Raw genomic sequence first — 26769 nt, 5'->3', positions numbered from 1 at the left:
ACGAACAACTGTGTAAGCCCCGTTTCCCAGCGCATCTGCCATGTCGCGGGCGCTAGAACCGGGCAGGAAGGATATGCACCCATGAAGAACCAGACGCCACGCGAAGCCGGGTTTCGCATGCCGGCCGAATGGGAGCCGCACCGCCGCACCTGGATGATGTGGCCGTGCCGCCACGAGGTCTGGGACGATATCGCGGCGACCCGCCGCGACTATGCCGCCGTCGCCCATGCCATCCGCGAATTCGAGCCGGTGACGATTGCGGCGCGTGCCGAAGACTTCGCCGAAGCCCGCGCCATTCTCGATCCCTCGATCGATCTTATCGAAGCCGACATCGACGACAGCTGGGCGCGCGATGCCGGCCCCTGTTTCCTTACTGCGGCGGATGGCCGGCGCGCCGGCGCACGCTTCAAATTCAATGCCTGGGGCGGCAAGTACCACCCCTTCAACGGCGATGCCGCCTTCTCGGGGCTGGTGCTGGAGAAGGCCGGGCTCGCGGGGTTTGTGTCGAACCTGATCGCGGAAGGCGGCGGCGTCAGCGTCGACGGCGAGGGCACGATCATCACCACCGAGACCTGCTTTCCGAACCGCAATCGCAATCCCGGCTGGAGCCGCGACGACATCGAGCGCGAGCTTATCGACATGCTCGGCGGTGAAAAGGTGATCTGGCTGCCCGGCAACCCGATCGAAGACGAGACCGACGGCCATGTGGACGGCATTGCTGTCTTCGTCGCTCCCGGCGTCGTGCTGATGGAAAGCCCCGGTGATGAGGATGACGAGTGGAACCACTACATTCGCCTGAACCTGGAGGCGATGCAGGGCCAGACGGACGCGAAAGGGCGCCCGATCCGTATCGTCACCATTCCGGAAGCGGTCGACGCGCCGTCCGACCACCCGAAGTTCTGCCGCTCCTACGTCAATTCCTATCTGGTCAATGGCGGTGTGATCATGCCGTGCTACGGTATCGCTTCGGACACTACCGTGCGGCAGATGTTCCGCGAACTCTTCCCCGACCGACGCGTGCGCGAGGTCCGGATCGACGCCATTGCCATTGGCGGCGGCGGCATCCATTGCATTACCCAGCAGGAACCGCTTTGATCGCCGAAGGAATTCGCACGACAAGGCGGGAAATGACGGGATTTCCGTTTGAACAGATGACATTGATCGGCAAGGCCGTGGCTGCCATCGGCAGCCCGGCCTTTCCGGCCGCGCTGCGGCAGCTTTGCCTCGACGTCTATGGCTTCGACAGCCTGTTCGTCTCGGTCTTTTCCGCCGACCAGCCGCCGCTGCAGCTTTACAGCGACCTCGATCCGGAGGCGACCCGACGTACGATCGGGCCTTATCTCAGCTTCGCCTATCTGCTCGATCCGTTCTACAGCCTCTATTTGGCTGACCCCGGTGATCGCGTGGTGAGCCTCGACGACTGCGCTCCGGACGATTTTCGCGAGAGCGAGTACTACCGCATGTTCTACGCCGAAACCGGTCTCTACGATGAGATCGTGATGCTGGTCGCAAGTGCCGAGGGCACCGCGATCGCGCTTTCGCTCGGCCAGCGGACGGAGGACTGCCGCCCCGGGCCCCAGGCCCGCGCCCATCTCGACGGCCTGCTGCCCGTGGTCTCCGAGCTTTGCCGCAAGCACTGGCCGCAACCGGTCTCAGGATCGGCCGCAAGCGAACCAGCGGCCGATATGGTCTTTGCCACGCTGTCGCAACTGAAGGTGAGCACGCGCGAGGGGGAAATCATCCGCCTGATGCTGAAGGGGCATTCGACCAAGAGCATTGCCCGCATTCTCGGCAACAGCCCGGAAACGGTGAAGGTCCACCGCAAGCGCATCTATTCCAAGCTCAAGATCTCCTCGCAGGGCGAGCTGTTCTCGCTCCTGCTCGGAGGTGCAGGCGGATAGAGCACCCCGCTTTCAAGTGCGGATCATTGCAAGCGGAGAAGATGCCTAGAATCATAGTCGTAGAGCGTCCTTGTGCGTTCAGATACACCCACAAAGGACGCTCTAACGCTCAGTTCCCGGAGAACAGGCCTTCGGCGTCATAGACCGGGTCGCCCTGCAGCAAGGTTGCCTCGACGGCCGCCTTGCCGATCTCCTTGACCGGAATGTCGAAGATATCCCTGTCGATGACGATGAGGTCGGCGAACTTGCCGGGCTCGATCGTGCCCGTCTTGTCGTCCTGGTTCAAAAGCTTCGCGGGGTTGATCGTCATCCACTTGACGGCCGTTTCCACATCCGGTGCGCCATCCTTCGTGCGCTGGAGCGCCGTCTGGATCTTGACCAGCGGCGAAAGCTCGTCTGCATCGAAGTCGCTGCTCATCACGACGGTCGCGCCTGATTTCTCGATGCTTCCGGCCGGCATCATATGATCGGCGCGCTCGCCGATGAACTTGCGGATGAAGGTGTCATATTCCCGGCTGAGTGAACTCGGCGCGAGCTGAAAATCGGCGACGACACCTTCCGCCTTGAACCTGGCGTCGTCGGCTTCATCGAGCAGATAGAGATGCGTCAGTCGGTGCGGGCCGGGCTTCGGGTCCGATTGCGCGATGGCGTCGAGCGCCAGGCGCGCGCCGCGGTCGCCGGTCACGTGATAGTGCAGCTTGAAGCCCTTCTCCGAAAGCACCTTCGAATAGCGGTCGAGCGTCGCCTCGTCGAAGTAGAGGAAGCCACTGTCGAAGCCGTGATCGATGCCCGGTCCCTTCAGGTAAGGCTCAAGCACGGCGCCGGTGCGCTGCTCGAGGATCCCGTCCACATAGACCTTCACCTGATTGAATTTCAAAAGCCGGTTCGGATCGTTGCTGTAGAAGCTCGTGAGTTTGTCCACCTGCGCGTCGAACGGCAGGTCGGGATAGACATAAAGCGCGTTCGCGGCCCTGAGCGTCAGGGTGTCGTTTTTCTCGGCCATTTCCCAGGCCTTCAGGTGCCCCTGCGGCCAGAAGCCGCCAGCGTCGCTGATGGTCGTGATGCCGTTTTCAGCCATCGTCTTCAGCGTCGGCAGCATGCTTTCATAGGCGAACTTGACGTTCTCGGGCGTGTCCGGGAAGGCGAGGTTGCGCAGTTTCTGCTGGGCATTCTCAAGCACGATGCCATTCGGGGCGCCGGTCTTCTGATCGCGCAGGATAATGCCGCCGGGCGGATTGCCTTCGATCTTGTCGTAGCCGGCGGCCGCGAGCGCGGCACTGTTTGCCCAGGCGCCGTGGCCGATGTCGTCGAGGATCAGGATCGGTCTGTCCGCGGAAATCTCGTCCAGCACGCCGACGGGGGCATCGGTTTCGTCAAGCAGGTTGGTCATGCTGACGCCCGAGCCGACAACCCATTCCTGCTCGCTCTGCTTGACGCAGTCGCGAACGGTGGCTTTCGTTTCTTCAAGGGAGGCGAAGGGCTCGAACTCGCACAGGCTCGCGTTGATGCCGGCCTCGACGAGATGCACGTGGGCATCCTGGAAACCCGGCAGAAGCATGCGGCCGCCGAGTTTGATGACATGCACGTCCGTTCCCGCCGTCTCAAGAACACTCGCTTCGTCGCCCACCGCAATGATAACGCCGTCGTCATCGATCGCCACCGCTTCCGCCAAGGGAGCGGTCGGATTCATCGTGCGGACCTTGGCGTCAGTAATGACGAGCGTCTCGGCGGCTGAACTGACGGCGGCGCTGCAAAGCGCCGAGGCGGTCAGCAGCAGGCCGGTCAGCGACCGCAGGGTTGTCTTGGTGTTTCGGGCCATAGGGGTGGTACCTTTCCTGTCGGATGTTCTAACTGCCACGCCCGCAACATCAATGCAGGTGAACTCTCCCACTGCATGTTTCCTTTGATTGCAGCGGATTGAAGGACAAAAACATGCAGAAATTCAGAGTGCTACAGCGGCCTTTGCGCGTCTGACAAGACGCGCGGCGCTGTAGGAACGATGCCTTGCGGGCTTGTTGCTGACAGCCCCATGTCGGGTGCCGTCAGTTGTCGCCGGCTGTCAATCGAGCGTAACCCAGACCGACTTGGATTGGGTGTTATCGATCAATGCCTGCAGACATTTGTCGCGGCCGTGGCCGGAGAGCTTCCAGCCGCCCCAGGGCTGGCTCATGTCGCCGTTCATGTAGCCGTTGATCCAGACCATGCCACATTCGAGATCGCGGGCGATGCGGTGGGCTTTGCCGAGACTGGAGGTCCAGATCCCAGCGGCAAGACCGTAGGGGCTATCGTTGGCGATCTTGACCGCATCCTCGGCACCATCGTGCGGAATGATCGCCCCGACCGGCCCGAAGATTTCCTCCTGGGCGATCTTCATGCGGTTGTCGACGCCGGCAAAGAGCGTCGGTTCAACGAAACACGCCGCGTCGGCGGTCCGATCAGCAGCACTGCCGCCAAGAACTTGCGCCGCGCCTTCCTTGCGGGCGCCGTCGACATAGTCGAGCACGCGGCCTTGATGCACCTTGTTGACGAGGGGACCCATCGTCGTCGCGGGATCGAGGGGATCGCCCGGCCGGTACTTCCGCGCCGCGTGGCCGGCGATGAGATCGCAAAACTCGTCGTGAATGCTTCGGGCGACCAGAATGCGCGAACCTGCCGAGCACACCTCGCCCTGATTGCCAAACAGCCCGTCGGCGACCTTTTCCGCCACGGCCGAAAGATCCTCGACATCCGCAAGGACGATCTGTGGCGACTTGCCGCCGAGCTCGGCCGAGACCGCCTTGAGGTTCGAATCCGCGGCATAGCGATACATCTGCCGGCCGATCGCCGTCGAACCCGTAAAGGCGATCTTTTCGACCTGCATCGAACGCGCCAGCGCCTGGCCGGCGACGGCACCGCGTCCCGGTACGACGTTGAGGACCCCGTCCGGCCCGCCGGCTTCGAGAAACAGGCGGCCAAGCAGCAATGCGCTCAGCGACGTATCCTCGGCCGGTTTGAGGACGACGCTGTTTCCGGCGGCAAGTGCCGGCGCGATCTTCCAGACCGCCATCATCAGCGGGTAGTTCCACGGCGTGATGCAGCCAACGACACCGAGTGGCTGGCGCAGGATATAGTGCAGCGCGTCCGGATTGGTGACGGGCGCGCTGCCTGCGATCTTGTCGATGCTTTCGGCCATGAAGCGCATGGTCAACACGGCACCGGGCACATCAATGGCGCACATTTCCGCGATCGGCTTGCCCATTTCCATCGTATCGAGCACCGCCAGGATATCGCGGTTTTCGGCGATCAGCTCGGCAAAGCGGACGAGAACATCAACGCGTTTCCTTAGCGCCAAACGAGACCACACGCCCTGCCGGAACCGCTTTGCGGCGACATCGCAGGCCATCTCGATATCGTTGGCGCTGGCGCAAGCGACCTGGGCGATGAGTGCGCCCGTCGCCGGATTGATCGAGGCGAGCGTCTCGCCAGCCGTCGCTGCCCGAAACTGCCCGTCGATCAGCAATCGCGTCTCGGGCCGGAGCGCTTCCGCGATGCGGTGCCATCTTCTGTCCGGTATCGTGTCCATGACCTGCCTCCACGGTTGTGCACTCCTGTCTTGTTGTAGCGAGGGGAGCGGTCGTCATCACAGTCCCCCACATGGGTGACTGGTGCCCTTTCGACGGGCCTAGGAAGCTGATCTGGATGAACGACTGCGCAAGGAGGATGGGATGCGGCACGGTGTTGATGGAGAGCGGTTGTGGGCGCGGCTGATGGCCATGGCCGAAATCGGCGCCACGTCGGGGGGCGGCTCCTGCCGGCAGGCGCTTTCCGATATGGACGAGGCGGGCCGCAAACTGTTCCTTGGCTGGTGCGAAGCGCGTGGATACCGGGTCCGCAAGGATCGGGTCGGCAACCTTTTCGTTCGCCGTCCGGGCAGCGATCCCGCCGCCACCCCGGTGCTCATCGGCAGCCATCTCGATACCCAGCCGACCGGTGGCCGCTTTGATGGCGTGCTCGGTGTGCTCGCAGGGCTCGAGGTTCTGGAAACCTTGGACGACAGGACGGTGGAAACGGACCGACCAATCGACCTTTGCGTCTGGACGAATGAGGAGGGATGCCGCTTTCAACCGGCCATGATGGGCTCGGGCGTCGCCTGCGGCCTCCTCGATCTGGAAACGACCTTGGCCGCCCGCGATGGCGGAGGGATAACGCTCGCCGACGAAATCAACCGGCATGGATACGATGGCGAACCGATGCCCGGTCTCCCTGACGCCGATTGTTACATCGAACTGCACATCGAGCAGGGGCCGATCCTTGAGGCGGAAGCAAAGACCATCGGCGTCGTCACCGGCGGGCAGGGCATCCGCTGGTACGAGATATCGGTTGTCGGCGAGGAGACCCATGCGGGGCCGGTGCCGATGGCGCTACGCAAGGACCCGGTGCCGATGCTCATGCATGTGATCGGTTTGGTTCAGGCTATCGGCCGGACAGATGAGGCTGCGCGCTGCACCATCGGCAAGATCGAGCTGTCGCCGGGCGCAATCAACGTGGTTCCGGGGCGCGCCGACATGACGGTCGATCTCAGGCATCCCGACAAGGCGGTTCTCGACAAGATGCACCAGCGGTTCATGGACGGGCTCGACGCGCTCCGCCAGGGCCACGCGGAGATCGATCTACAGGGACGCCTGACCTGGCATTCGCCGGTGATCGCTTTTGATCGCGTGTTGATCGAGGCGGTCAGAACAAGCGCCAGGGAGCGCGGGCTGACGCACCGCGACATTGTCTCCGGCGCAGGGCATGATGCCTTCAATCTGGCGAGACGGGTGCCGACAACGATGATCTTCGTTCCCTGCCGCGATGGGGTCAGCCACAACCCCCGCGAATATGCCGCTCCCGCCGACGTTGCTGCTGGCGCAAGCGTGCTGCTGGATGTGGCATTGGCGCGGGCCCGCGCAATGATCCCGCTTGCCGGCGAATTTGCGACTCCTGCCTGAATTCGGCGCAAAGCCGGCGAGCGCTCTGTTCCTGTGTCCGCCGACCATGCGGGTCGCTCGACCGCCTGGCCGGCGCGTCAGCTGAGCGGAAAGCCCATCGCCGAGACCATTTTCAGCCAAGGCTTACGCCAGCCGCCGGATTTGTCGGCGGTGTCGAGCGCGTACATGGTGATCTGCGCGCCGAGCCAGCGGAACGGTTCCGGTGGGATGGCGTTCGGCAGGCTGGTGGCGAAATCCAGCCGGCTTTCCGGTGTTTTCGAACCGTCGAGGATATCGAGCGCGATGCGTGCGCCGAAGCGGGAGGCCGAGACGCCAAAGCCGGAGTAACCGCCGGCATAGACGACCTTGTCGGCGTAGTAGCGCTGGAAATGCACAGCCATGCGGGTGCTGAGGTCGATCGGACCGCTCCAGGCGTGACTGAAACGCAGCCCCTCGAGCTGCGGGAACGTATCGAAGAAGGCGGCCGCCAGCGGTTCGTAGGTATCAAGCTCCTTGTCGACCGAGGGAAACGGGTCGCCCGCAAAGGCGTAGGCAAGCCGACCGCCGAAGATGATGCGGTTGTCCTTGGTGAGCCGCATGTAGTTCATCTGCGTGCGGGTGTCGTAGACGCCCTGCCGATGGGTCCAGCCGATCGCCGCCAAACGCTCCGCCGACAACGGTTCGGTGGCCAGCACCCGGTCACGCACGGCGACGACCCGGTGCTTGATCTTCTTGTGGCCGGAGGCAAAGGCGTTGGTGGCAAGCAGCACCTTGGGGGCAGTCACGCTGCCGGACGGCGTGTTGGCCTTCATGCTGTTGCCGAGGTCTTCGAGACCTGTCAGTTCGGTGTTCTCGAAAATCTGGACGCCGAGGGTAAGTGCCACGCGCTTCAGCCCGAAGGCGAGCAGGGCCGGGTGAACGGTGCCGCAGATATGCTTCGACCAGACGCCGGCCTTGTAGCGCGGCGAATTGATCTCGGCGCGCACGGCGCTCTGGTCGAGGAAGACCGCCTGATGACCATATTTGAGGTGCAGTTCGTGCTCCTCGTGCAGCGCCTCGATATGGGCGTCGTCGACCGCGACCGTCAACTCGCCGCCCCATTCCGCATGACAGTCGATCGCATGCTCCTCGACCGTCTGCAGGAAGCCGTGCATGTTCTCCTGGCCGAGCCTTTCGAGAGCGGCGATGTCCTTCGGAAAGATGCGCACTGCGTTCGACAGTCCGTGCATCACCGAGGTCGAGACGACGCCGCCCGGCCGGCCCGAGGCCCCGTTGGCGACCGAGCCCTTCTCGATCAAGACGACATCGATCTCGGGCTGGCGTTGTTTCGCCTGGATGGCACCCCACAACCCGGTAAAGCCGCCGCCGACGACGAGCAGGTCGGCCCTGAGGTGACGCGTCAGCCGCTCTTTCGGCTCAGGCGCATCCGCCCGGTCGAGCCAGAAGGGCGTCATCGTCACGTCTGCAAGCGCTTTGCTTCTTACCTTGGTCATGGGGACGCCTCACATCAGTTCGCGGCGGGTGCGGTGTAGAGGACGTAGACCTTGCGCATCGTCTCGATCACTTCGAAACGAACCTCGACGCCGGCCGGCAGGATGTAGCTCTCGCCGGCCGAGAAGGTCTCGATCGAGCCATCAGGGTTGGTGATCGCGACCTTGCCGGAGAGGATGACGCTGTATTCGTTGCCGTCGGGATAGGAGAGCATTTCGGCGTAGGGCGTCGACTGCCAGGTGCCGATGACAACAGCTTTGTCCGGGCTTTCGAAATGCACGTCGCCAAGTTCGTCGGCAAAGCCGGAGAGGATTGCCTCCGGCGGGACGGCACTGCATTTCTCCAGCTCGCGCAGGCCAACACCGTTGCGGCCGAGTTTGATAACCTTCGACATGTTCACTCCAGTTCTAAGATGGTGAGCGGTTGGCACGACCGGCCGCTCCAGTTTCGTTGTCGGGTTTCGTGCGGAAGGGGGCGTCGTCCGGAACGCTTGAACCGTCGCTCCCACTCCACTTGCCGCCGCTTCAGCGCCCGGCTTGTCTTGTTTCTAGGTGGGGGTTGCAACGTCCGGAATACGCCAAAGGGCTAGGTTCAAGGCTTCGAATGCAGCATCGACAAGGCTGACGAGCCCTTGTCCTGCTGAGGTTTCGCAAGCTTTGCCGTTGTTTTGCCTTGGTAAATGATAGTTTTGGAAATCCCGCAGTGAAAATCCGTTACTTGCGACGAAATAAACCTTCGCCTAATGTACCCGCGGAGGAGACCATCATGACCGACAACATGATCACCAAGCTGGGCGCGACTGCGCAGCAGCCATCGGGGATGGGCGATCTGGCCCTGTCGCTGATGACGAGCGTTGGCTGCTCGGACTTTCAGGATCGAATGGCTGAGACGCTCAAACGGCACATCGCCATCGATGCGGGGTTGATGCTGCTTTATCGTCGTGGTGCTGCGCCGAAGATCCTGTTCAACGACTGGCGTACGGACAAGGGGTTGTCGGATATCCGCGCCTACCTGCAGGGCCCATACCAGATGGATCCGTTCTATCGGCTGGCGCTCGACAATGGTGATGACGGTCTCTACCGGCTGAAGCAGATCGACCCCTCATACGATCGGTCGCAATACTATCGGGATTACTACCGGCATTCGGGCCTGCATGACGAATTCAACGTCTTCATCAGCCTCGACGCCGACACCAAGGTTGCGATCTCGTTGGCGCGCCGCCATTCGCACGCCGCCTTCAGCGCCGAGGATCAGGATTTCCTGCAGACTGCGGCGCCGCTGCTGAGCATGGCTGTGCTCCGGCATTATCGCGATCTCCGGCCCGAAAGCCTTGGAGATGAGGGCTCGCCGCTTCAAAGCGCCCTGGCGCAGGCGATCCGCAACTTCGGCCGCAGCCTGCTCACCGATCGCGAATGCCAGGTTGGGCAGATGATCCTGCGCGGCTACTCGGTCAAGGGTGCTGCGGAAAAGCTTGGCATCTCGCCGGCGACCGTCAAGCTGCACCGGCGCAACCTCTATGCCAAGCTCGACATCACCTCGCAGACGGCGCTGTTTTCGCTGTTCATCGATTCCGTTTCGTCGGCACGCAACGCCTTCGAAGATCCGCTCGCCACGTATTTGGCTCCTGGCGGTGCGCTCGTCGCGCATTAGCACTAGGCGACGCTCGCCTTCTGTTCCGAGCGTCGCGACACCAGTTGCGCGGCCACCAGCCCCAGCACCACGATGCCGAGGATGATCGTCGAGATCGCATTGATCTCAGGCGTCACGCCGAACTTGATCTGCGAGTAAATCTTCATCGGCAGGGTCGATGCACCCGGACCCGTCGTGAAGCTCGAGATGACGAGATCATCGAGCGACAGGGTGAAGGACAGGAGCCAGGCGGAAACGATGGCCGGGACCATGTTCGGTAAGGCAACGCTGACGAAGGCCTTGGGCGGCGGGCAGCCGAGGTCGCGCGCCGCCTCTTCCAGAGACGGGTCGAGTTCAACCAGCCGAGATTGCAGCACCACGGTCGCAAAGCACAAAGTGAAGGTGGTGTGGGCGAGCGTGATGGTGAGCGGGCCGCGGTCGATCCCGAGCGTCACGAACATCAGAAGCATCGAGACGGCCATCACCACTTCCGGCATCACCATCGGGGCAAGCAGCATGCCGTTGAGCAGCGCCCGGCCGCGGAAGCGCCGGAGCCGCACCATGACGACAGCGGCGAGCGTGCCGAGGATCGTTGCCGCCGTTGCCGAGACGGCGGCGACGAGGAAACTGACCTTCGCACCTTCAATGATCGACGGGTTGCTGAGGACCGTCGCGTACCATTGGGTCGAGAAGCCGCCCCAGACCGTCACGAGCTTCGAGCCGTTGAAGCTGTAGATGACGAGCACGACGATCGGCAGGTAGAGGAAGGCGAAGCCGAACAGGATCGACAGCCGATTGAACCAGCTTGGTTTCGTCATGGCCAGCTCCTCAGGTTCGTTCGCGCGATTGGCGCGATTGGAAATAGACGATCGGCACCACGAGCAGCGCCATGAGCACGATGGTCACGGCGGCGGCCATTGGCCAGTCACGGTTGTTGAAGAATTCGAGCCAGATGGCGCGGCCGATCATCTGCGTGTCGGCGCCACCCAAAAGATCCGGGATCACGAATTCGCCGACGACGGGGATGAAGACCAGGGCACAGCCGGCCAAGACACCGGGAAGGCTCAAGGGGAAGGTGACCCGCCAGAAGGCGGAAATCCGCGAGCAGCCGAGGTCTCTGGCCGCCTCGATCAGCGTCTTATCGGCGCTGCTCAGGTTCGAATAGATCGGCAGGACCATGAAGGGCAGGTAGGTGTAGATGATGCCGATATAGATCGCCGTCTCGGTGTTGAGGATGCGCAGCGGCTCGGCGATCAGGCCAAGCTTCAATAGCAGCGCGTTCAGGAGACCGTCGTTCCGCAGAATGCTCATCCAGGAATAGACGCGGATCAGCATCGAGCTCCAGAAGGGAACGATCACCAGGAAGACCAGCAGAGAGCGCGAGGACGGCGCACACGAGGCGATGCCATAGGCGAGCGGATAGGCGATGAGGAGCATGGCGGCGGTCGAAATCGCCGCAATCTTGAGGCTCGTCAGATAGGCCAGCAGATAGGTATCGTCGGTGAGAACATAGAGGAAGTTCTCGAAGTTGAGCCGGAGATTGAGGATCGATCCGTCCCAGGCTGTCAGCGGCTCGAAGGGTGGCATGCCAAGACGCACGGTCGAAAGGCTGATGCCGGCGACTAGGGCGAAGGGCGCCAGGAACAGGACCAGGAGCCAGGCGTAGGGGATGGCGATGAGGAGCCGCTTGCCCCAGTTCGCCTTTTCAAACGATGTCGCTACCGTGGACATGGCGACCTCCTACTCGGCCAGAAGCCGGCTCGCCTGCGGCGACCAGCTTGCGAAGACACGATCGCCGACGCCGAGATCGCTCTCGGTGCCGTGGTTGACGCGGCGCGCGTCGAGCGTCGCGCCCGACTTCAGCCTTACCCGGTAGTGCCGCTCGACGCCGGTATAGGTGAGTTGTTCCACGGTGCCTTCGAGGCCGCTGCCCGAAGTCGCAAGTTCCACCCGTTCTGGCCGGACCGAGACCCAGTATGGCGCGTCGAGCGCGACGCGGTCGGTAAAGGCCGCATGCAGCCGGCCGCCAGCCTCGTCACTTTCGATCTGCAGTTCATCTCCATTCCGCTGAGCACGCCCGCCGGCAAAGACGTTGGTTTCGCCGAGGAACTTTGCAACATAGCGAGACTGCGGCGTTTCGTAGACTTCTGACGGCGTGCCCACCTGCAGCACTTGCCCTTGCTTCATGATGGCGATGCGGGTGGAAACAGTCATCGCCTCATGCTGGTCGTGGGTGACGATGATGAAGGTGAGGCTGAGCTCCCTTTGCAGGCGAACCAGTTCGAGCTGGGTTTCGGTGCGCAGGTTCTTGTCGAGCGCACCCAGTGGCTCGTCGAGAAGCAAAACCTTCGGTCGCTTGACCAGGGCGCGGGCGAGCGCCACGCGCTGGCGCTGGCCGCCGGAAAGCTGCGCCGGCTTGCGATCAAGCATCGCCGCGAGCTGCAGTTTCTCCGCCACCTCGTCGATGCGCTTCTTGATCTCGCTCTTGGCGAGACCGTCCTGCTGCAATCCGAAGGCGATGTTCCTGCCAACCGTCAGATGCGGGAACAGCGCATAGGACTGGAACATCATGTTGGTCGGCCGCCGATGCGCCGGAACGTCGGTGACATCGGCCCCTTCCAGCTTGATCGCGCCGGAGGTCGGCGTCTCGAAGCCGGCGATCATCCGCAGCAGCGTTGACTTTCCGCAGCCGGAGGGCCCGAGAAGGGAGAAGAACTCCCCCTTCTCGATGCCGAGGCTGATGTTGTTGACGGCACTGACGACGCCATAGGACTTCGCCAGGTTCTCGATCGAAATATAGGATTGCACGGGGTCTGGTCCTGCTGTTGTCGGATCGCTTACTGGCCGGCCCTGAACGCCGACCAGACGCGGGTGCGCTCGCGCGTCTGGCGCGGCGGCAGCGACTTGTCGACGAAGAGCTTGGAGCGGACCTCGGCAGGAGGGTAGATGTTCGGGTTGTCGCGGATCCCCGCTTCCACCTCAGCGGTCGCCGCCGCATTGGCGTTGGCGTAGAAGACATGGTTGCTGATTGCGGCGACTGTCTTCGGCTCGAGGATATAGTCGATGAAGGCGAGCGCCTGCTCCGCATCAGGCGCATCGGCAGGGATCGCCATCGTGTCAAAGGAGATGATCGTGCCCTCCTTCGGGATCGAATAGTCGACCTTGACGCCGGTCTCCGCCTCTTCGGCGCGAGCAGCGGCAATGCCGGCGTCGCCGCTCCACATCAGCGCCAGGCAGAGCTGACCGGAGGCCATGTCGGCCACGAGCTGGCCGCTCTGCATGTGGCGGATGTAGGGACGAAGCTTCAGCAGCAGTTCCTTCGCCTTGTCGAGATCATCAGGCTTGGTGGAGTATGGGTCGAGGCCGAGATAGTTGAGGGCGATCGGGATCACTTCGTTCGGCGCGTCGACGATGCCGATGCCGCAGTCCTGGAATTTTTCCGCGACCTCGGGCTTGAAGAACATGTCGAGGCTATTGACAGGTGCATTGGGCAGGCGCTCGCTCACGAGCTTGGCATTGTAGGCGACGCCTGTGGTCAGCCACATGTAGGGGACCAGGTACTTGTTCTCCGGGTCATGCTCGGCAACGAGCTTCAGCAAGTCCTTGTCGAGATTGCCGTAATTCTTAAGGGCCGTCACATCGATCGGCTTCAGCGCGCCGGATTGAATGAGGCGTTCACCGACCGTGGCACTCGGAAAGGCGACGTCGAAGCCGCTGCCGCCGGCAAGCAGGCGGGTTTCGAGAACTTCGAGCGAATCGTAGAAGTCGACCCGCGTCTCGACGCCGGTGCGCGCCTGGAAGTTCGAGACCGTGTCTTCGGCAAAGTAGTCGGAGAAATTGTAGATGAAGAGCTTGTCCTGCGCCTGGGCCGTGGTTGAGGCCGAGATGGCGGCGAGCGATGCCGCAACGATGGAGCGCAGGGCGGTGCGAGTTAAGTTTTGCATGGTTCCTCCCAAGGACATCGTATTATTGTTTTCGCCAAAGTGATCGGCGGGTCCTGCGAGGGCAACACTCCCTTTGGCTAGGTGCGGCAGGCCGGGCGCCGTCGTACATGGCAATCGACGCCTGCCTTCGCTGTGTTGGACGTATTGGTTTGATCGCGATCGAAGTAACATTCGATCAATGGGCATTTCTCGGTCCGCAGCGCCTGATAGGTTCCGGCGAAATCAAAAGGGAGAGCCTCCATGGAAGAGATATTCAACCAGCCGCTCGGCGGCAACGACATGCCCCGTTTCGGCGGTCCGGGAACGATGATGCGCCTTCCGGCCGCGACGTCGGCGGCGGGCCTCGATGCCTGCTTCGTTGGCATCCCCATGGATATCGGCGCCTCCAACCGTTCCGGAACGCGCTACGGGCCGCGCCAGATCCGCGCCGAATCCGTGATGATCCGCCCCTACAACATGGCGACGGGCGCTGCCCCCTTTGAAAGCCTGCAGGTGGCCGACATCGGCGACATCGCCATCAACACCTTCAACCTGCCGGCCAACATGGAGATCATCACCCGCAACATCGGTGAGATCCTCAAGCATGATTGCATTCCGCTGACGCTCGGCGGCGATCACACGATCAGCTATCCGATCCTGAAGGCGATTGCCGAAAAACATGGGCCGGTCGCGCTCATCCATGTCGACGCCCATGCGGATATCAACGACACGATGTTCGGCGAAAAGATTGCACACGGCACGCCGTTTCGCCGCGCCTTCGAGGATGGTTGCCTCAATCCCAACCTCGTCTTCCAGATCGGTCTGCGCGGCACCGGCTATGCGTCCGACGACTTTGATTGGTCGCGCGACAAGGGCTTCACCGTCGTCCCGGCCGAGGAATGCTGGCACAAGTCGCTCGTGCCGCTGATCGAAAAGATCCGCGCCAGGATCGGTGACCACAAAACCTATCTGACCTTCGACATTGATAGCCTCGATCCGGCCTATGCGCCCGGCACCGGCACGCCCGAGATCGGCGGGCTGACCGTCATCCAGGCGATCGAAATCATCCGCGGCTGCCGCGGACTCAATCTCGTCGGCGCCGATCTCGTGGAAGTGAGCCCGCCGTTCGACACAACCGGAACGACGGCGATCACCGCGGCGAACCTGCTTTATGAAATGCTCTGCGTTCTGCCGGGTGTTAAGTACAAGCGCTAGGCTAGCGGAGAAACCGCAGACGGATTGCCGGGAGGCCTGAAGCGGCCTCCCACTCCATAGATCCCGCGGGGGCCCTAGCTCTTTGCCGGCCGCAGCTGCTTCCAGATCGGCGCGACGATGCTGCCCATCACGATGATCGTTGCGCCACCGACCAGGATGGCAAGCAGCGCCTGGAGCGCCGAGGTCGTGAGCCAGCCGATAACGCCCGGGGCGAACGCCAGCGCATGGGCGACGCCCTCTGATATGTCGTGGATGAAATGCTCCGGCCCGGCCTGACCGAGTTGCGCCATGCCGTGCACGAGGATGCTGCCGCCGACCCAGAGCATGGCGGCCGTGCCGATTGCGGCCAGAACTTTCAGGAAGATCGGCATGCCAAGAACGAGCCCGCGACCGAAGAGGCGCAAGGCCGACAGCGGGTTCTTCGCCAGCGCGACGCCGGCATCGTCGGCTTTGACGATCAGCGCCACGACGCCGTAGACGGCGAGCGTGATCAGGATGCCGACGCCCGCCAAAACCGCACCCTGCATGTAGATGCCCGCATCGGCGACCGTCGACAGCGTCAGCGCCATGATCTCGGCCGACAGAATGAAGTCGGTGCGGATGGCGCCGGAAATTTTCTCGTTCTCAAGCGCTGCCGGATCGCTCTTCTCGCCGAGCACCGCCTCTTCATGGGCGTGGGCCGCATGCGGGAAAACGGCGCCATAAAGCTTCTCGGCTCCTTCGTAGCAGAGATAGATGCCGCCCAGCATCAATAGCGGCGTGATCGCCCAGGGGGCGAAGTAGCTGAGCAGGAGCGCGCCGGGCAGAAGGAAGAGCAGCTTGTTCTTGAGCGAACCGTAGGCAATGCGCGCGATGATCGGCAGTTCTCGCTCAGGCGTCAGCCCCACCACATAGCGCGGGGTCACCGCTGCGTCATCGATGACCACCCCGGCCGCCTTGGCGCTGGCCTTCGCCGTTTGGGCGGCAACGTCGTCCAGCGACGCGGCCGCCATTTTGGCGATCGCTGCAATGTCGTCGAGGAGAGCGATGAGACCGGTGGCCATGGTTTGTTAACCCTTTCGAGCAGAGTGCGTGATTTGCGCCACTAACCACCAGAGCGTGTCGAGTCAACGGCCATTGGGCCCGCAAGGGCGTCCGTGAGGGGCCGGCGGGGATTTGCTGACCGTCGCCGGTCCCAAATCGTGATCGCCGAACTGGTCTTTTACCATTGACCATTGTCCCATTTCGATTTACGACTGACGAAATACAAAATTCGTCAGTCGTAAATCGTAAACTGAAAGGCAGGGAATGCCGGTGACCAGCGATACCGTTGCGGAGCAGACGCGGCAGGACAACATCACGCGCATTCTCGATGCCGCGGAGGGGTTGTTCCGGCATTTCGGCTACAGCAAGACCAATGTTGCCGATATCGCCCGCGAGCTCGGCATGTCGCCGGCGAACATCTATCGCTTCTTCGCGTCGAAGACCGAGATCCATCAGGCACTTTGCGCACGCATGCTTGCGGCCAGCTACCAGATGGCACAGGAGATCTGCCAGCTGCCGTTGAGCGCGCGCGAGCGCCTGCGCCGTTACGTGCATGCACAGCACCAGATGACGGTCGAGCTCATGCTTGACGACACGAAGGTGCACGAGATGGTCGTCGTCGCCATCGAACGCGACTGGCACGTCATAGACAAGCATATCGAACGGATCGACGCGCTTCTCGCCGATGTCATTCGCGAAGGGATCGCTGCCGGCGAATTCCCGGAACAGGACGCCGATGTGGCGTCGCGTTGCTTTGGTGCCGCGACCATCACGCTCTGCCATCCGCAAATGGTCGCTCAATGTCTGAACAAGTCTGACCGTGTGAGCCCGGAAGAGGTCATTGAATTCGCGATCAAGGCGCTGACGGTCTAGCCGGAATACTTCCGGTGCTGCGTGGCGCGGCGTCGGCCTCATTTCAGGAGTGGGAATATGTTTATGCCTATTGAATTTCGCCGCCGTATTTCATTCTTTGCCACTGCCGCGCTCCTCTCGACCCTCTCGATAGCGCTGGTCGGCTGCTCCGAGGAAAAGGCCGAAACCACTGAAGCCGTCCGGCCGGTCAAGGTTGTCGAGATCGCCCAGACCGACAATGTGCGTCAGCTCAGCTATTCCGGTTCCGTTCGGGCGCGAACCGAAATGAACCTCGGCTTCCGCGTCAGCGGCAAAATCGTCGAGCGCGTCGTCAATGTCGGTGACCGTGTGAAGGTCGGAGATCTGCTCGCTCGTATCGATGCGACCGACTATGAGCTCGCGGTCCGCAGCGCTTCAGCCAATCTGGATGCGGCCGAGCGTCAGGTCGAGACGGTCAAGCTCGTGCGCGATCGCGCCGAGCAGCTGCTTGCCAGGAAGTTCGCCTCGCAGGCGCAATTCGATCAGGCGGTGCTGAGCTACAACCAGGCCACAGCCACCCGCGACGCCGCGAAGTCGGCATTGTCCCAGGCGCAGAACCAGGTCGTCTATACGAGCCTCGTCGCCGATCGGCCCGGTATCGTCACCACGATCAATGCCGATGTCGGCCAGGTCGTCGGCTCCGGAACGCCGGTTGCGACCGTCGCCGTCGAAGGCGAAAAGGAAGTCCAGGTCGCGGTACCCGAGACGGAGATCGCCAATTTCCGCGCGGGCCTGCCGGTCGAGATCGGGATCTGGTCGGATGCAGGCCTGTCGCTCGACGGGACTGTGCGCGAGGTCGCCGGCAGCGCCGACCAGCAGTCACGCACCTTCTCGGTGCGCGTCAGTCTGCCCAACGATCCGCGGGTCCTGCTCGGCATGACGGCGACCGTTGAAGCTTCCACTGGCAATAGCGTCCCCTTCGTCTCCGTGCCTTTGAGCGCGCTGGCGCAGAAGGATGGTTATCCGATCGTCTGGGTCGTCGACCGCGGCACGGAAACGGTCCGCAGCCGTCCGGTCACGCTCGCCGATTTCACCGGTGACGGTGTCCGGGTCACGGATGGCCTCAATGTCGGTGATCTCGTCGTCGCCGCCGGAACGCAGTTCATGACCGATGATCTCAAAGTGACGATCTCCAACGAGACGGCGCACCAGTCTGCTTCGGCAGGCGAAGCCCGCCTCGTTCGCTGATGCCCAAGAACCGCGGAAACGAGCCGATGACCACCTCCTCCTCCGAAGAAAAGCGGCCCTTCAACCTTTCGCGCTGGGCGATCGCGCATCCAAGCATGGCGCGCTTCCTGTTTGGCCTCATCATTCTTGCCGGCGCTTTCGGCCTGATGCGCATGGGGCAGAAGGAAGACCCGGACTTCACCTTCCGCGTCATGGTTGTGCAGGCTTTCTGGCCCGGTGCCTCGATCGAGGAAATGCAGGATCAGGTCGTCAACAAGATCGAGCGCAAGCTGCAGGAAACGCCTCATCTCGATTTCGTGCGCTCCTACACCCGCGCGGGCAGCGCGATCATCACCCTGCAGGTCGAGGGCGACACCAACGCGCAGCAGGTGGCCGACGCCTTCTACCAGGTCCGCAAGAAGGTCGGCGACATTTCCAACGAACTGCCGGAAGGTCTGCTCGGTCCCTATTTCAACGACGAGTTTGGCGACACCTTCATCACGCTCAATTCGCTGAGCGGCGAGGGATACAGCTATCCGGAGCTAAAGAAATTCGCGATCCAGGCGCGTGACATGCTGTTGACGACGCCGGGCGTCGAGAAGGCTGTGATCATCGGCGACCAGCCGGAGAAGATCTATATCGACGTCTCCTCGCAAGTGCTGGCTGAACGCGGCCTGACACTCAACGACCTGCGCAACACGATTGCCGGCCAGAACAACATCGATCCGGCCGGCTCCGTCGACACCGGCACGCGCTCAGTGCGCATTTCCGTGGAAGGCAGCCTCGATAAGGTCGAGGATCTGAAGAACCTCCGGCTTCGGGCGGGTGGTCAGATCACCCGCCTCGGCGATATCGCCACGGTAAGCTCCGGGCTCGAGGATCCCTATTCGCGCAAGTTCCGCTTCAACGGTCAGGACAGCGTGCAGATCGGCGTCGTCATGGCCAAAGGCTTCAAGGTGACCGATGTCGGCAAGGCGGTCGAGGCGACCTATGAACGCTTCGAGTCGTCCTTGCCCTATGGCGTCAAGGTCGACCAGGTTTCCAACCAGCCGGAAGTGGTGAAAGAAGCGGTCGGCGAATTCATGAAGGCGCTCGGCGAGGCTTTGGTGATCGTGCTCGTCGTGTCGTTCCTGTCGATCGGCTGGCGCTCGGGGCTGGTGATCGCGATCACGATCCCGCTGGTACTGGCTGCGACCTTTGCCATCATGTACGAACTCGGCATCGATTTGCAGCGCATCTCGCTCGGCGCACTGATCATTGCGCTCGGTCTTCTGGTCGACGACGCCATGATCGTGGTGGAAATGATGGAGCGAAAGCTGGAGGAGGGGCTCGTCAAGGTCGAGGCCGCAAGCTTCGCCTATACCTCCACCGCCTTTCCGATGCTGACCGGCACGTTGATCACCACGGCCGGTTTCATTCCCGTCGGCTTCGCTGCCTCCACCGCCGGCGAATATGTGCGCTCGCTGTTTTATGTGGTCGGCATCGCGCTGGTCGTCTCCTGGTTTGTGGCGGTCTACTTCACGCCCTGGCTTGGCAACATGCTCCTGAAGCAGCGCAGCCACGCGGGCAACCATCACGACGTCTTCGACACGCGCTTCTATCGCAACCTGCGCTCGACGGTCACCTGGGCCGTGCGCCACCGCATTATCGTTCTGTCGACGACGCTCGTCATCTTCTTCGTCAGCCTCTGGGCTTTCCAGTTCATTCCGAAGAACTTCTTCCCGCAATCGTCGCGGCCGGAAATTCTCGTCGATCTCTGGCTGCCCGAGGGCAGCAGCATCAAGGAAGTGGAGAAGCAGGCCAAGGCACTCGAAGCCCGCATGATGGACGACGAAGACAAGCGCTTCATCGCCACCTATATCGGCGAGGGCGCCCCGCGCTTCTTCCTGCCGCTCGACCAGCAGTTGCGCAATCCGAACTTCGCCCAGCTCCTGGTGATGGCCAAGGACGAGCCGGCGCGCGAACGGCTGATCGCCAAGATGCGCGCGATCCTTGCTTCCGACTTCCCGTCGATCCGCACCAAGGTCGATCGCCTGTTCCTCGGCCCGCCGACCGGCTGGCCGGTGCAGATGCGCGTCATGGGGCCGGACCGCGAAGAGGTCAGGCGCATTGCCGACCGGGTGAAGGCGAAGTTCCATGAGAACCCTGAGCTTGGCGCTGTTCATGACGATTGGCTTGAGCCGGTGCCGGGCATGAAGCTGGTCATCGACCAGGATCGCGCCCGTGCGCTTGGCGTGACCTCCCAGCGCATCCGCCAGATGCTGCAGGCAAGCGTCACCGGTGCGCCTCTCGACAATTTCCGCGACGGCGAGGAGACGGTGGCGATTGTCGCCCGCGAACCGGCCGACAGCCGCAAGCTCTTAAGCTCGGTCGACTCGATTTACATCCCGACCGACTTCGGTGGTTTCGTGCCGCTTTCGCAGGTCGCCAAGGTCGTGCCCGTGCTCGAACAGGGCATCGAATGGCGGCGCGACCGCCTGCCGACCATTACCGTGCGCGGCACCCTGCCGGATGGTGTCCAGCCGAACGACATGGCGATGAAGATGTTTGGCGACATGCAGTCGCTGCGCGACAGCCTGCCCGCCGGTTACTCGATCGCCATTCAGGGCGGGGCCGAGGATTCGGCCGAAAGTCAGGCCTCGATCGCTGCCAAGGCGCCGATCATGCTGGGCGTCATCGTCATCCTTCTGATGGTGCAGCTGCAGCATTTCGGCAAGGCGATGCTGGTGCTCGCCACCGGCCCGCTCGGCATCATCGGTGCCGCTGCGGCGCTTCTGATCAGCGGCGCACCCTTCGGCTTCGTTGCGATCCTCGGCGTCATCGCGCTGCTCGGCATCATCATGCGCAACTCGATCATTCTGGTCGACCAGATCGACCAGGACATCGCCGCCGGCATGGATCGTACAGAGGCGATCATCGGCTCTGCCGTCCGACGCTTCCGCCCGATCACGCTCACGGCATTGACGGCGGTTCTGGCGCTGATCCCGATTTCCCGCGGCGTCTTCTGGGGACCGCTCGCCTACGCCATGATGGGCGGCATTCTGGTCGCAACGGTGCTGACCATTCTGGTGCTGCCCGCCGGCTATGCGCTCTTCTTCGGCCGCGAACCCAAGAAGGGCGTGGCCGGACCGGAAAAAGCCGACGAGATCGATGCCGAGATCCAGACACCGGTCAGCTATCCCGCGGCCGTGGCGGCGGAATAGCGGCCACGATCCGCTCGGCGCGGCCAAACGGGCGGCGGAACGCCGCCCAGGGACAGACCGTAACAAACCTGGCCTGGTCGGCCGCGGTTGGGCACGTCTCGCAGCCTCGGCCGCCTCCGAGGTAATCGGCTCTCTGCCCCAGAAGACGAGAGCCTTCGCCGCAATCACTGAAAGCGGAGAAGATGCCTTAGCCAGGGCATTTCGGGATTGTCGCTGGATGGGGGAAACTCGAGGGAGTCGCCGCCAATCCACGCAGATCGCCGAGCAATCTGCGGCCGGTTGCCGTCAGGACGCCGCCGGCCCTGCCGCCGCTGGTATTGCCGAAGACGAACACCCCGACTTTGCGGGCGGGGTCGAAGGCCATGTAACTCTGATAGCCGCCAAGGGCGCCGTTTTTGTCGAGATAGCCGTTGCCAAGCTGCCAGCCGAGCCCCATCGACAGCGCGTCGTCACGCGGATGGGGCTGCTGCGTCGTCCTGATCGCGGTCCCGAGCGAGCCTTCCGGCGGGCTGATTTCCGTCTCCAGGAAGGTCAGCATATCGTCCAGGGTGGAGGACAGCGCGCCGGCTCCCAGTGCCGCCGATGTCATGTCCCAATCGGGCGGAGAAACTGGCTTGTAGGCGGCAATGCCGCTGTCGTCGCTATAATTGTAGCCTTGCGCGACCTGCCCGCTGACCGACTGATAGTCGACCTGTGTGGTTGGCATGCCCAGGGGAGACGTCACTTTGCCGACGGCAAGTGAGGGCCAGTTCTGATAGGTTTCATCCCAGCCAGCGCTCGCGCTGCCGCCGGCATAGGCATGGGACAGGAGCACGCCAAGTAGGGCGAAGCCCTGGTTGCTGTAGACCCAGTATTTGCCCGGCGCGTAGGAGGGTTCGAAATTCTTGAGGAACTGGCCGAGTGACGAAAACGGGTAGTTGCCAAATGTCGGACGCGGACCGCACATCCCGTCGGGAAAACCTGCGCTATGGGTCGCGAGATGCCACAACAAGATGTCGCCATCGGGCTGGTGTACGGTGACCCCATCAGGCAATAGCGCGCTAACGTGGGTGAACGGCGTGACTGGACCACTCGTTTCGCGGGCCGCGAGCGCCAGCAATGTCGCCGTGACGACCTTGGTGTTCGAGCCGATGAAGAATACGATGTCCTTGATCGCGACAGCGCCGCCCTGGTTTAGATCGACCGTGCCGAGCTCGAAATAGTAACGTTTTCCCTCCAGCGTGATCCCGACGAGTATTCCGACCGATTTGCTCGGCTGTGGGTCGCCCGGCTCGGCAATCAGTGGTGAAAAGAGGCGATCGACAGTCGTACCAATCATGCTCTGGCTCAGCATTGCGGTCCTCCTTCGTTTCAAAACGATACACGCAATGGTAGATTTTATCACGGTTATGCACGCGCGCTATCCTGAGTTTAGCGGGGTATTTCCAAGCCGGACCGGTCCCTTGTTCCGCGGCCGGTGCGGGGCAGACCCGGGCGGCCATGCTCCCTATGGCAGCGGGTACAGCCATGTCGAAGGTGGTCGGCGGCATCGATGCGCCTGATGGGCTCGCTGCCATGGCCGCGGGGACCTCGACATCACAGTCTTTCGGAACGCGATCGCTCCGGCGCGCGAGAAAAAAGACGGAACCGCCCGGCTGCAATGGCGCCGCAAGCTGTTCGCAACTGGTCAACCGAACAACAAAAGCACCCAATTCTGAGGGTTGTCCGGCGAGCCTTGTCGGACGATCTTCATTATGCCGCCGGAGCCGTGGACGGACCCGAGATTCCGCTCTGGCGTTTGTCGCGCGCGGCCACGTAGTGAGTGGGAACGGCTTGCATGCTCCTGAACCATCGCATCACGCGTATCACCGTCGGCATCCTGCTTTTGACGCTTGCCGTAGTCGTGCTCCTGCCCGGGTTGACGGGCTTTACCAGCCTCGACGGCACGGTGAATGCGCGCTTTGCGGTCATCAACGCCCCGATCGATGGCGAAGTCGGACAGGCGCCGCCGCGCATCGGAACGCCGGTTGCAGAAAGCGAGACGCTTCTGACCATCCGGAACGAACGGGTCAATCGCGCGATCCTCGCTTCGCTGCACGCGGAAGGAAGAACGGCGGCCGATCGTGTCTCGGCATTGGAGCGGGAACGGAACGAACTTGTCGCTCTTCGCGATCAGCTTGCAGAGCGGCTGGAGATTTTCAAGAGTGCGACCATCGCCAGTCTGGAGCGGGAACTTCGCATCCTGCAGAAGCGGGTTGAAGTGTCGCAGGCTCAGGACTTTGTTGCCAAGGTCGATCTCGACCGGCGACAGGAACTGGAATCCAAGGGAATTTTCACGCGCAAGATGGTGGAGGCGGCCGAGGCGGCAGGCGCCGCAACGGGCGGAGAGGTCGAGATCAGCAACCTGTCGCTCGAATTGCTCGAGCAGCGTTTGGCCGCGTTGCGTCAAGGGATCTTCGTCGTCGGCGACGGCCAGAACGATGTGCCCTATTCGCGTCAGCGCCAGGACGAAGTGATCGTGCGCATCAATGATCTCAACACCCGTATTGCCGAAAACAGCACGCGCGCCGACCAGACCGGGCGCCAGTTGGCCGAGGAGGAAAAGCGCGTTCGCAGTCTCGAACTCGCGACGATTTCGTCGCCTTTCGGTGGCGTGGTGTGGAGCCGCAATGTCGTCAACGGTTCCAACGTCATTTTGAACAACGAACTGCTGCGCATCCTCGATTGTCGCGAACTCTTCGTCGATATTCTCGTGCCGGAAGTCGACTACGACGAGATTTATCCGGGGCGCGAGGCGGAGGTCCGGCTCCTCGGGCGAAGTGAAATCTTCAAAGGGAAAGTGCAGGCGGTCAAAGGTTCGTCGGCCGTGCTCGAGAAAGATAACCTCGCCGCCAAGGAACCGGAAGCCGACGAACGCGATGCCCGAATCCGCATCCAGCTTGTCCCTTCGGCGCTCAATACCGACTTCGGCAATTTCTGTCAGGTGGGGCGTACCGCACAGGTGCGCATCTCCAAGCACAATCTGCAACTGACGCAGTGGATCAAAGGCCTGTGGTTCAACCTCTTCTAGCGCTGGCACCGACGCTGCTGGTCATTGCCTTCTTCCTGCTGGGACCGTCGAACTGGTCGCGCCATCAAAGTTGGGCGCGGACCATCACCTGCCTCGTGGTTGGCGCCGTCGCCTTGCGCTACATGATCTGGCGGCTGACCGAAACCGTTCTTCCCTATCCGGCCGATGGCGCGAACGTCTACTGGGTTTGGCTCGTCTTTATCGTCGAGTTCCTGGCGTTTACCGAAGTGGTGCTCTTCCTCGTCCTGATGAGCCGCTACGTGGACCGCAGCGCCGAAGCGGATCAGCTGGGCAAGGCTTTCTTCACCGTTAGGCATCACGACCTGCCGACCGTCGACGTGTTCATTCCGACCTATAACGAGCCGCTCGACGTTCTGGAGCGCACGATCGTCGGAGCATTGGCGCTCGACTATCCGAAGGACAAGTTCAAGGTCTACGTTCTCGACGACGGCCGCCGCGACTGGTTGAAGGCCTTCTGTGCAGAGCGGGGCGCCGTCCATGTCACGCGCCCGGACAGTGCCCACGCGAAAGCCGGCAACATGAACAGCGGCCTCAGCGCGAGTTCGGGCGACTTCATTGCGATTTTCGACGCGGACTTTGTGCCCTATCGCCATTTTCTCAAGCGCACATTGCCGTTCTTCTCGGATGAGGCGATCGGCATCGTCCAGACGCCCCAGCACTTTTTCAACGTCGATCCGGTGCAATCCAATCTGGGCCTGGAGAACATCTGGCCGGACGAACAGCGCCTGTTCTTCGACGAGATCGCACCGAGCCGCGATGTCTGGGACGTCAGCTTTTGTTGCGGCTCATGCTCGATCGCCCGCCGCAAGGCCGTAGATGCCATCGGTGGGTTCCCAACCGAGTCGATTACCGAAGACCTGCTGACGACCCTGTCGATGCTCAACAAAGGCTACAAGACGCGCTACCTGAACGAGCGGCTTTCGATGGGATTGGCTGCGGAAAACCTGACCGGCTACTTCGTCCAACGTGAACGCTGGTGCCAGGGCGGCATCCAGACGCTGTATCTGCACAATGGCCCCTTGCGCGGGCCGGGTCTGTCGCTGTTCCAACGGATCATGTTTTTGCCGATGTCATGGCTGGTGCAATACGTCGTGCGGCTGATCGTCCTCATCGTGCCGATCGCCTATCTCTGGTTCGGCGCCTTGCCGCTGCACTTCACCGGCGTTGCCGACTATGTCTCCAACCAACTTCCCGTTCTGGCAGCCTATTTCCTGTTGATGCTGTGGATCACGCCGACGCGCTACCTCCCTGTGGTTTCCAGCGCTGTCGGGACCTTCGCGACCTTTCGCATGCTGCCGACGGTCGTTTCCAGCATCGTGCGACCCTTCGGCAAGCCGTTCAAGGTGACCCCGAAAGGCACCGGTAACGAGGCCAACGCTTTCGATGCCTACACGTTCGCCTGGATTGCGGGCTTCATCACCGTCACGGCGCTGGGGCTGCTGATCAACATCGTTCCGGAGACTGCGCGGATCCAGGGCTCGTTCTCGGTGATCGGGTCTATCTGGTCGGGCATCAACATCGTCGTGCTCGTCATCGCCTCGCTGATCTGTTTCGAGAAGCCGCGGCGCCTTTTCCAGGCTTTCAAACTGGACGAGCCGGCCAGTGCCGATGGCACACCCGGCCGCGTCGTCAGCCTCTCACTCGACAAGGCGGTGGTCGCCGTCTCCGCTGAGGCGCGCTTCGAATCGACCGATGTGACGCTGAGGCTCGACGGCTTTAAGCCTTTGCAAGCTGAACTCAGGCAGGTGACCCAGCGCGGCGGCGACATCACCCGCTCCTCAGACAAGCGCCGCTATTACCTTCACCTCCACTACAACCTCGATGGCGAGGAGCGCGACAGAATGATCGTCAAGCTCTACACCGGCCGTTACTCGCAGGACATCCCTGACATCGACAAGGTCGCGGTATCCGTGAACCTGATGCTGCGCGCCTTCGGACGCACGCGCACCGTCTCCTAGCCGCCGGGGCAGATGGATCTCGGATTTCGCCATTCTCGTCGGCGGCGCAAGTCTGCGTCGTGATTTCGAAGCGGTGAGGCGCCGTGATTCGACCTTCCCATTGGTGCCTTGCGGCTAAAACCAGCCGCCTGACTACCTCGTCGATTGCCGCTTTTTCGCAAGTGGTATTCAACTTCGAAATACCACTCAGCGGTTCTGACCATAACTTCAGCCAGGGCGAAAGGACCCCAATTGACAGCGCGTCTTTGCCGGACTTATCGTTAAGTCAAATTACTTGACTTAATAGTTCGATCAACGAAACCTGAGGGGGAATTCGTCATGACGGCAGTCGAGGAAATCAGGGTTTTGG

Annotated in this window: 20 protein-coding genes; 10 read left to right on the top strand and 10 right to left on the bottom strand. The window is 62.2% G+C overall.

Features of this window, described 5'->3' with window-relative positions:
- Positions 1-81: 81 nt before the first annotated feature.
- Both BBX50_RS16945 and BBX50_RS16940 read left to right on the top strand, forming a co-directional pair.
- Entirely contained in the window at positions 82-1095 is a 1014-nt protein-coding gene (locus tag BBX50_RS16945; protein ID WP_065776494.1) for an agmatine deiminase family protein, read from the top strand.
- A 32-nt stretch (positions 1096-1127) separates the two neighbouring features.
- Positions 1128-1901 (top strand): helix-turn-helix transcriptional regulator, encoded by a 774-nt coding sequence (locus tag BBX50_RS16940; RefSeq protein WP_065776493.1) that lies wholly within the window; start codon positions 1128-1130, stop codon positions 1899-1901.
- A 109-nt stretch (positions 1902-2010) separates the two neighbouring features.
- Here the strand turns inward: BBX50_RS16940 and BBX50_RS16935 are convergent, their stop codons facing one another.
- Both BBX50_RS16935 and BBX50_RS16930 read right to left on the bottom strand, forming a co-directional pair.
- Positions 2011-3720 (bottom strand): amidohydrolase, encoded by a 1710-nt coding sequence (locus BBX50_RS16935; protein WP_065776492.1) that lies wholly within the window; start codon positions 3718-3720, stop codon positions 2011-2013.
- 240 nt (positions 3721-3960) lie between these two features.
- Positions 3961-5463 carry an aldehyde dehydrogenase family protein gene (locus tag BBX50_RS16930; RefSeq protein ID WP_065776491.1) on the bottom strand — a complete coding sequence of 501 codons (1503 nt, stop codon included), beginning with the start codon at positions 5461-5463 and terminating at the stop codon, positions 3961-3963.
- A 142-nt stretch (positions 5464-5605) separates the two neighbouring features.
- Between BBX50_RS16930 and BBX50_RS16925 the strand changes: the two genes are divergently transcribed.
- Complete coding sequence (locus tag BBX50_RS16925; RefSeq protein ID WP_065776490.1) at positions 5606-6871, top strand: Zn-dependent hydrolase; 1266 nt, start codon at positions 5606-5608, stop codon at positions 6869-6871.
- A 77-nt stretch (positions 6872-6948) separates the two neighbouring features.
- Here BBX50_RS16925 and BBX50_RS16920 read toward each other — a convergent pair whose 3' ends face one another.
- Both BBX50_RS16920 and BBX50_RS16915 read right to left on the bottom strand, forming a co-directional pair.
- The gene (locus BBX50_RS16920) at positions 6949-8343 is read right to left on the bottom strand and encodes an FAD-dependent oxidoreductase (RefSeq protein WP_083213709.1); all 1395 of its coding nucleotides are present in this window, start codon (positions 8341-8343) and stop codon (positions 6949-6951) included.
- A gap of 14 nt (positions 8344-8357) precedes the next feature.
- Positions 8358-8735 carry a cupin domain-containing protein gene (locus BBX50_RS16915; protein ID WP_065776489.1) on the bottom strand — a complete coding sequence of 126 codons (378 nt, stop codon included), beginning with the start codon at positions 8733-8735 and terminating at the stop codon, positions 8358-8360.
- A 371-nt stretch (positions 8736-9106) separates the two neighbouring features.
- Between BBX50_RS16915 and BBX50_RS16910 the strand changes: the two genes are divergently transcribed.
- A complete protein-coding gene (locus tag BBX50_RS16910; protein WP_065776488.1) occupies positions 9107-9991 on the top strand; it encodes a helix-turn-helix transcriptional regulator in 885 nt (294 codons plus the stop codon).
- A gap of 2 nt (positions 9992-9993) precedes the next feature.
- Here BBX50_RS16910 and BBX50_RS16905 read toward each other — a convergent pair whose 3' ends face one another.
- From BBX50_RS16905 to BBX50_RS16890, 4 genes are read right to left on the bottom strand one after another with little or no spacing between them, the layout of a single operon-like run.
- Complete coding sequence (locus BBX50_RS16905) at positions 9994-10788, bottom strand: ABC transporter permease (RefSeq protein WP_065776487.1); 795 nt, start codon at positions 10786-10788, stop codon at positions 9994-9996.
- Positions 10789-10798: 10 nt separating this feature from the next.
- Positions 10799-11701: an ABC transporter permease subunit gene (locus BBX50_RS16900; RefSeq protein WP_065776486.1), complete on the bottom strand. Its 903-nt coding sequence runs from the start codon at positions 11699-11701 to the stop codon at positions 10799-10801.
- Between the two features lie 9 nt (positions 11702-11710).
- The gene (locus tag BBX50_RS16895; RefSeq protein ID WP_065776485.1) at positions 11711-12778 is read right to left on the bottom strand and encodes an ABC transporter ATP-binding protein; all 1068 of its coding nucleotides are present in this window, start codon (positions 12776-12778) and stop codon (positions 11711-11713) included.
- A gap of 29 nt (positions 12779-12807) precedes the next feature.
- Positions 12808-13914 carry an extracellular solute-binding protein gene (locus BBX50_RS16890; RefSeq protein WP_065776484.1) on the bottom strand — a complete coding sequence of 369 codons (1107 nt, stop codon included), beginning with the start codon at positions 13912-13914 and terminating at the stop codon, positions 12808-12810.
- Between the two features lie 240 nt (positions 13915-14154).
- Here BBX50_RS16890 and speB point away from each other — a divergent pair, with 240 nt between their 5' ends.
- Positions 14155-15108 carry an agmatinase gene (speB, locus tag BBX50_RS16885; RefSeq protein ID WP_065776483.1) on the top strand — a complete coding sequence of 318 codons (954 nt, stop codon included), beginning with the start codon at positions 14155-14157 and terminating at the stop codon, positions 15106-15108.
- 74 nt (positions 15109-15182) lie between these two features.
- On the opposite strand, the gene BBX50_RS16880 is transcribed toward speB, so the two are convergent.
- Complete coding sequence (locus BBX50_RS16880; protein WP_065776482.1) at positions 15183-16151, bottom strand: DUF808 domain-containing protein; 969 nt, start codon at positions 16149-16151, stop codon at positions 15183-15185.
- 244 nt (positions 16152-16395) lie between these two features.
- On the opposite strand from BBX50_RS16880, the gene BBX50_RS16875 reads away from it, so the two are divergent.
- The 3 genes from BBX50_RS16875 (at position 16396) to BBX50_RS16865 (ending at position 21392) form a co-directional block, all read left to right on the top strand.
- Positions 16396-17004, top strand: coding sequence for a TetR family transcriptional regulator (locus BBX50_RS16875; RefSeq protein WP_065776481.1), 609 nt, complete (start codon positions 16396-16398; stop codon positions 17002-17004).
- A gap of 63 nt (positions 17005-17067) precedes the next feature.
- Complete coding sequence (locus BBX50_RS16870; RefSeq protein WP_083213729.1) at positions 17068-18210, top strand: efflux RND transporter periplasmic adaptor subunit; 1143 nt, start codon at positions 17068-17070, stop codon at positions 18208-18210.
- Between the two features lie 26 nt (positions 18211-18236).
- On the top strand, positions 18237-21392 hold the full coding sequence (locus BBX50_RS16865; protein ID WP_065776714.1) for an efflux RND transporter permease subunit: 3156 nt from the start codon (positions 18237-18239) through the stop codon (positions 21390-21392).
- 187 nt (positions 21393-21579) lie between these two features.
- On the opposite strand, the gene BBX50_RS16860 is transcribed toward BBX50_RS16865, so the two are convergent.
- Complete coding sequence (locus BBX50_RS16860; protein WP_065776480.1) at positions 21580-22725, bottom strand: serine hydrolase; 1146 nt, start codon at positions 22723-22725, stop codon at positions 21580-21582.
- 483 nt (positions 22726-23208) lie between these two features.
- On the opposite strand from BBX50_RS16860, the gene BBX50_RS16855 reads away from it, so the two are divergent.
- Positions 23209-24441, top strand: a complete 1233-nt coding sequence (locus BBX50_RS16855; protein ID WP_065776479.1) for an HlyD family efflux transporter periplasmic adaptor subunit — start codon at positions 23209-23211, stop codon at positions 24439-24441.
- Positions 24423-26420, top strand: a complete 1998-nt coding sequence (locus BBX50_RS16850; RefSeq protein ID WP_065776478.1) for a glycosyltransferase — start codon at positions 24423-24425, stop codon at positions 26418-26420. The genes BBX50_RS16855 and BBX50_RS16850 overlap by 19 nt, the downstream gene beginning before the upstream one ends.
- Positions 26421-26769 lie beyond the last annotated feature (349 nt).

It is taken from the genome of Ensifer sp. LC11 (assembly GCF_001695835.1).
Taxonomy (GTDB): domain Bacteria; phylum Pseudomonadota; class Alphaproteobacteria; order Rhizobiales; family Rhizobiaceae; genus Ensifer.
This window is presented reverse-complemented; position numbering and strand designations above follow the sequence as displayed.

Bases quoted from the DNA above. Each gene is read 5' to 3' on its own strand.
- BBX50_RS16945 (WP_065776494.1), top strand. From the start codon at position 82: ATGAAGAACCAGACGCCACGCGAAGCCGGGTTTCGCATGCCGGCCGAA.
- BBX50_RS16940 (WP_065776493.1), top strand. From the start codon at position 1,128: ATGACGGGATTTCCGTTTGAACAGATGACATTGATCGGCAAGGCCGTG.
- BBX50_RS16935 (WP_065776492.1), bottom strand. From the start codon at position 3,720: ATGGCCCGAAACACCAAGACAACCCTGCGGTCGCTGACCGGCCTGCTG.
- BBX50_RS16930 (WP_065776491.1), bottom strand. From the start codon at position 5,463: ATGGACACGATACCGGACAGAAGATGGCACCGCATCGCGGAAGCGCTC.
- BBX50_RS16925 (WP_065776490.1), top strand. From the start codon at position 5,606: ATGCGGCACGGTGTTGATGGAGAGCGGTTGTGGGCGCGGCTGATGGCC.
- BBX50_RS16920 (WP_083213709.1), bottom strand. From the start codon at position 8,343: ATGACCAAGGTAAGAAGCAAAGCGCTTGCAGACGTGACGATGACGCCC.
- BBX50_RS16915 (WP_065776489.1), bottom strand. From the start codon at position 8,735: ATGTCGAAGGTTATCAAACTCGGCCGCAACGGTGTTGGCCTGCGCGAG.
- BBX50_RS16910 (WP_065776488.1), top strand. From the start codon at position 9,107: ATGACCGACAACATGATCACCAAGCTGGGCGCGACTGCGCAGCAGCCA.
- BBX50_RS16905 (WP_065776487.1), bottom strand. From the start codon at position 10,788: ATGACGAAACCAAGCTGGTTCAATCGGCTGTCGATCCTGTTCGGCTTC.
- BBX50_RS16900 (WP_065776486.1), bottom strand. From the start codon at position 11,701: ATGTCCACGGTAGCGACATCGTTTGAAAAGGCGAACTGGGGCAAGCGG.
- BBX50_RS16890 (WP_065776484.1), bottom strand. From the start codon at position 13,914: ATGCAAAACTTAACTCGCACCGCCCTGCGCTCCATCGTTGCGGCATCG.
- speB (WP_065776483.1), top strand. From the start codon at position 14,155: ATGGAAGAGATATTCAACCAGCCGCTCGGCGGCAACGACATGCCCCGT.
- BBX50_RS16880 (WP_065776482.1), bottom strand. From the start codon at position 16,151: ATGGCCACCGGTCTCATCGCTCTCCTCGACGACATTGCAGCGATCGCC.
- BBX50_RS16875 (WP_065776481.1), top strand. From the start codon at position 16,396: ATGCCGGTGACCAGCGATACCGTTGCGGAGCAGACGCGGCAGGACAAC.
- BBX50_RS16870 (WP_083213729.1), top strand. From the start codon at position 17,068: ATGCCTATTGAATTTCGCCGCCGTATTTCATTCTTTGCCACTGCCGCG.
- BBX50_RS16865 (WP_065776714.1), top strand. From the start codon at position 18,237: ATGACCACCTCCTCCTCCGAAGAAAAGCGGCCCTTCAACCTTTCGCGC.
- BBX50_RS16860 (WP_065776480.1), bottom strand. From the start codon at position 22,725: ATGCTGAGCCAGAGCATGATTGGTACGACTGTCGATCGCCTCTTTTCA.
- BBX50_RS16855 (WP_065776479.1), top strand. From the start codon at position 23,209: ATGCTCCTGAACCATCGCATCACGCGTATCACCGTCGGCATCCTGCTT.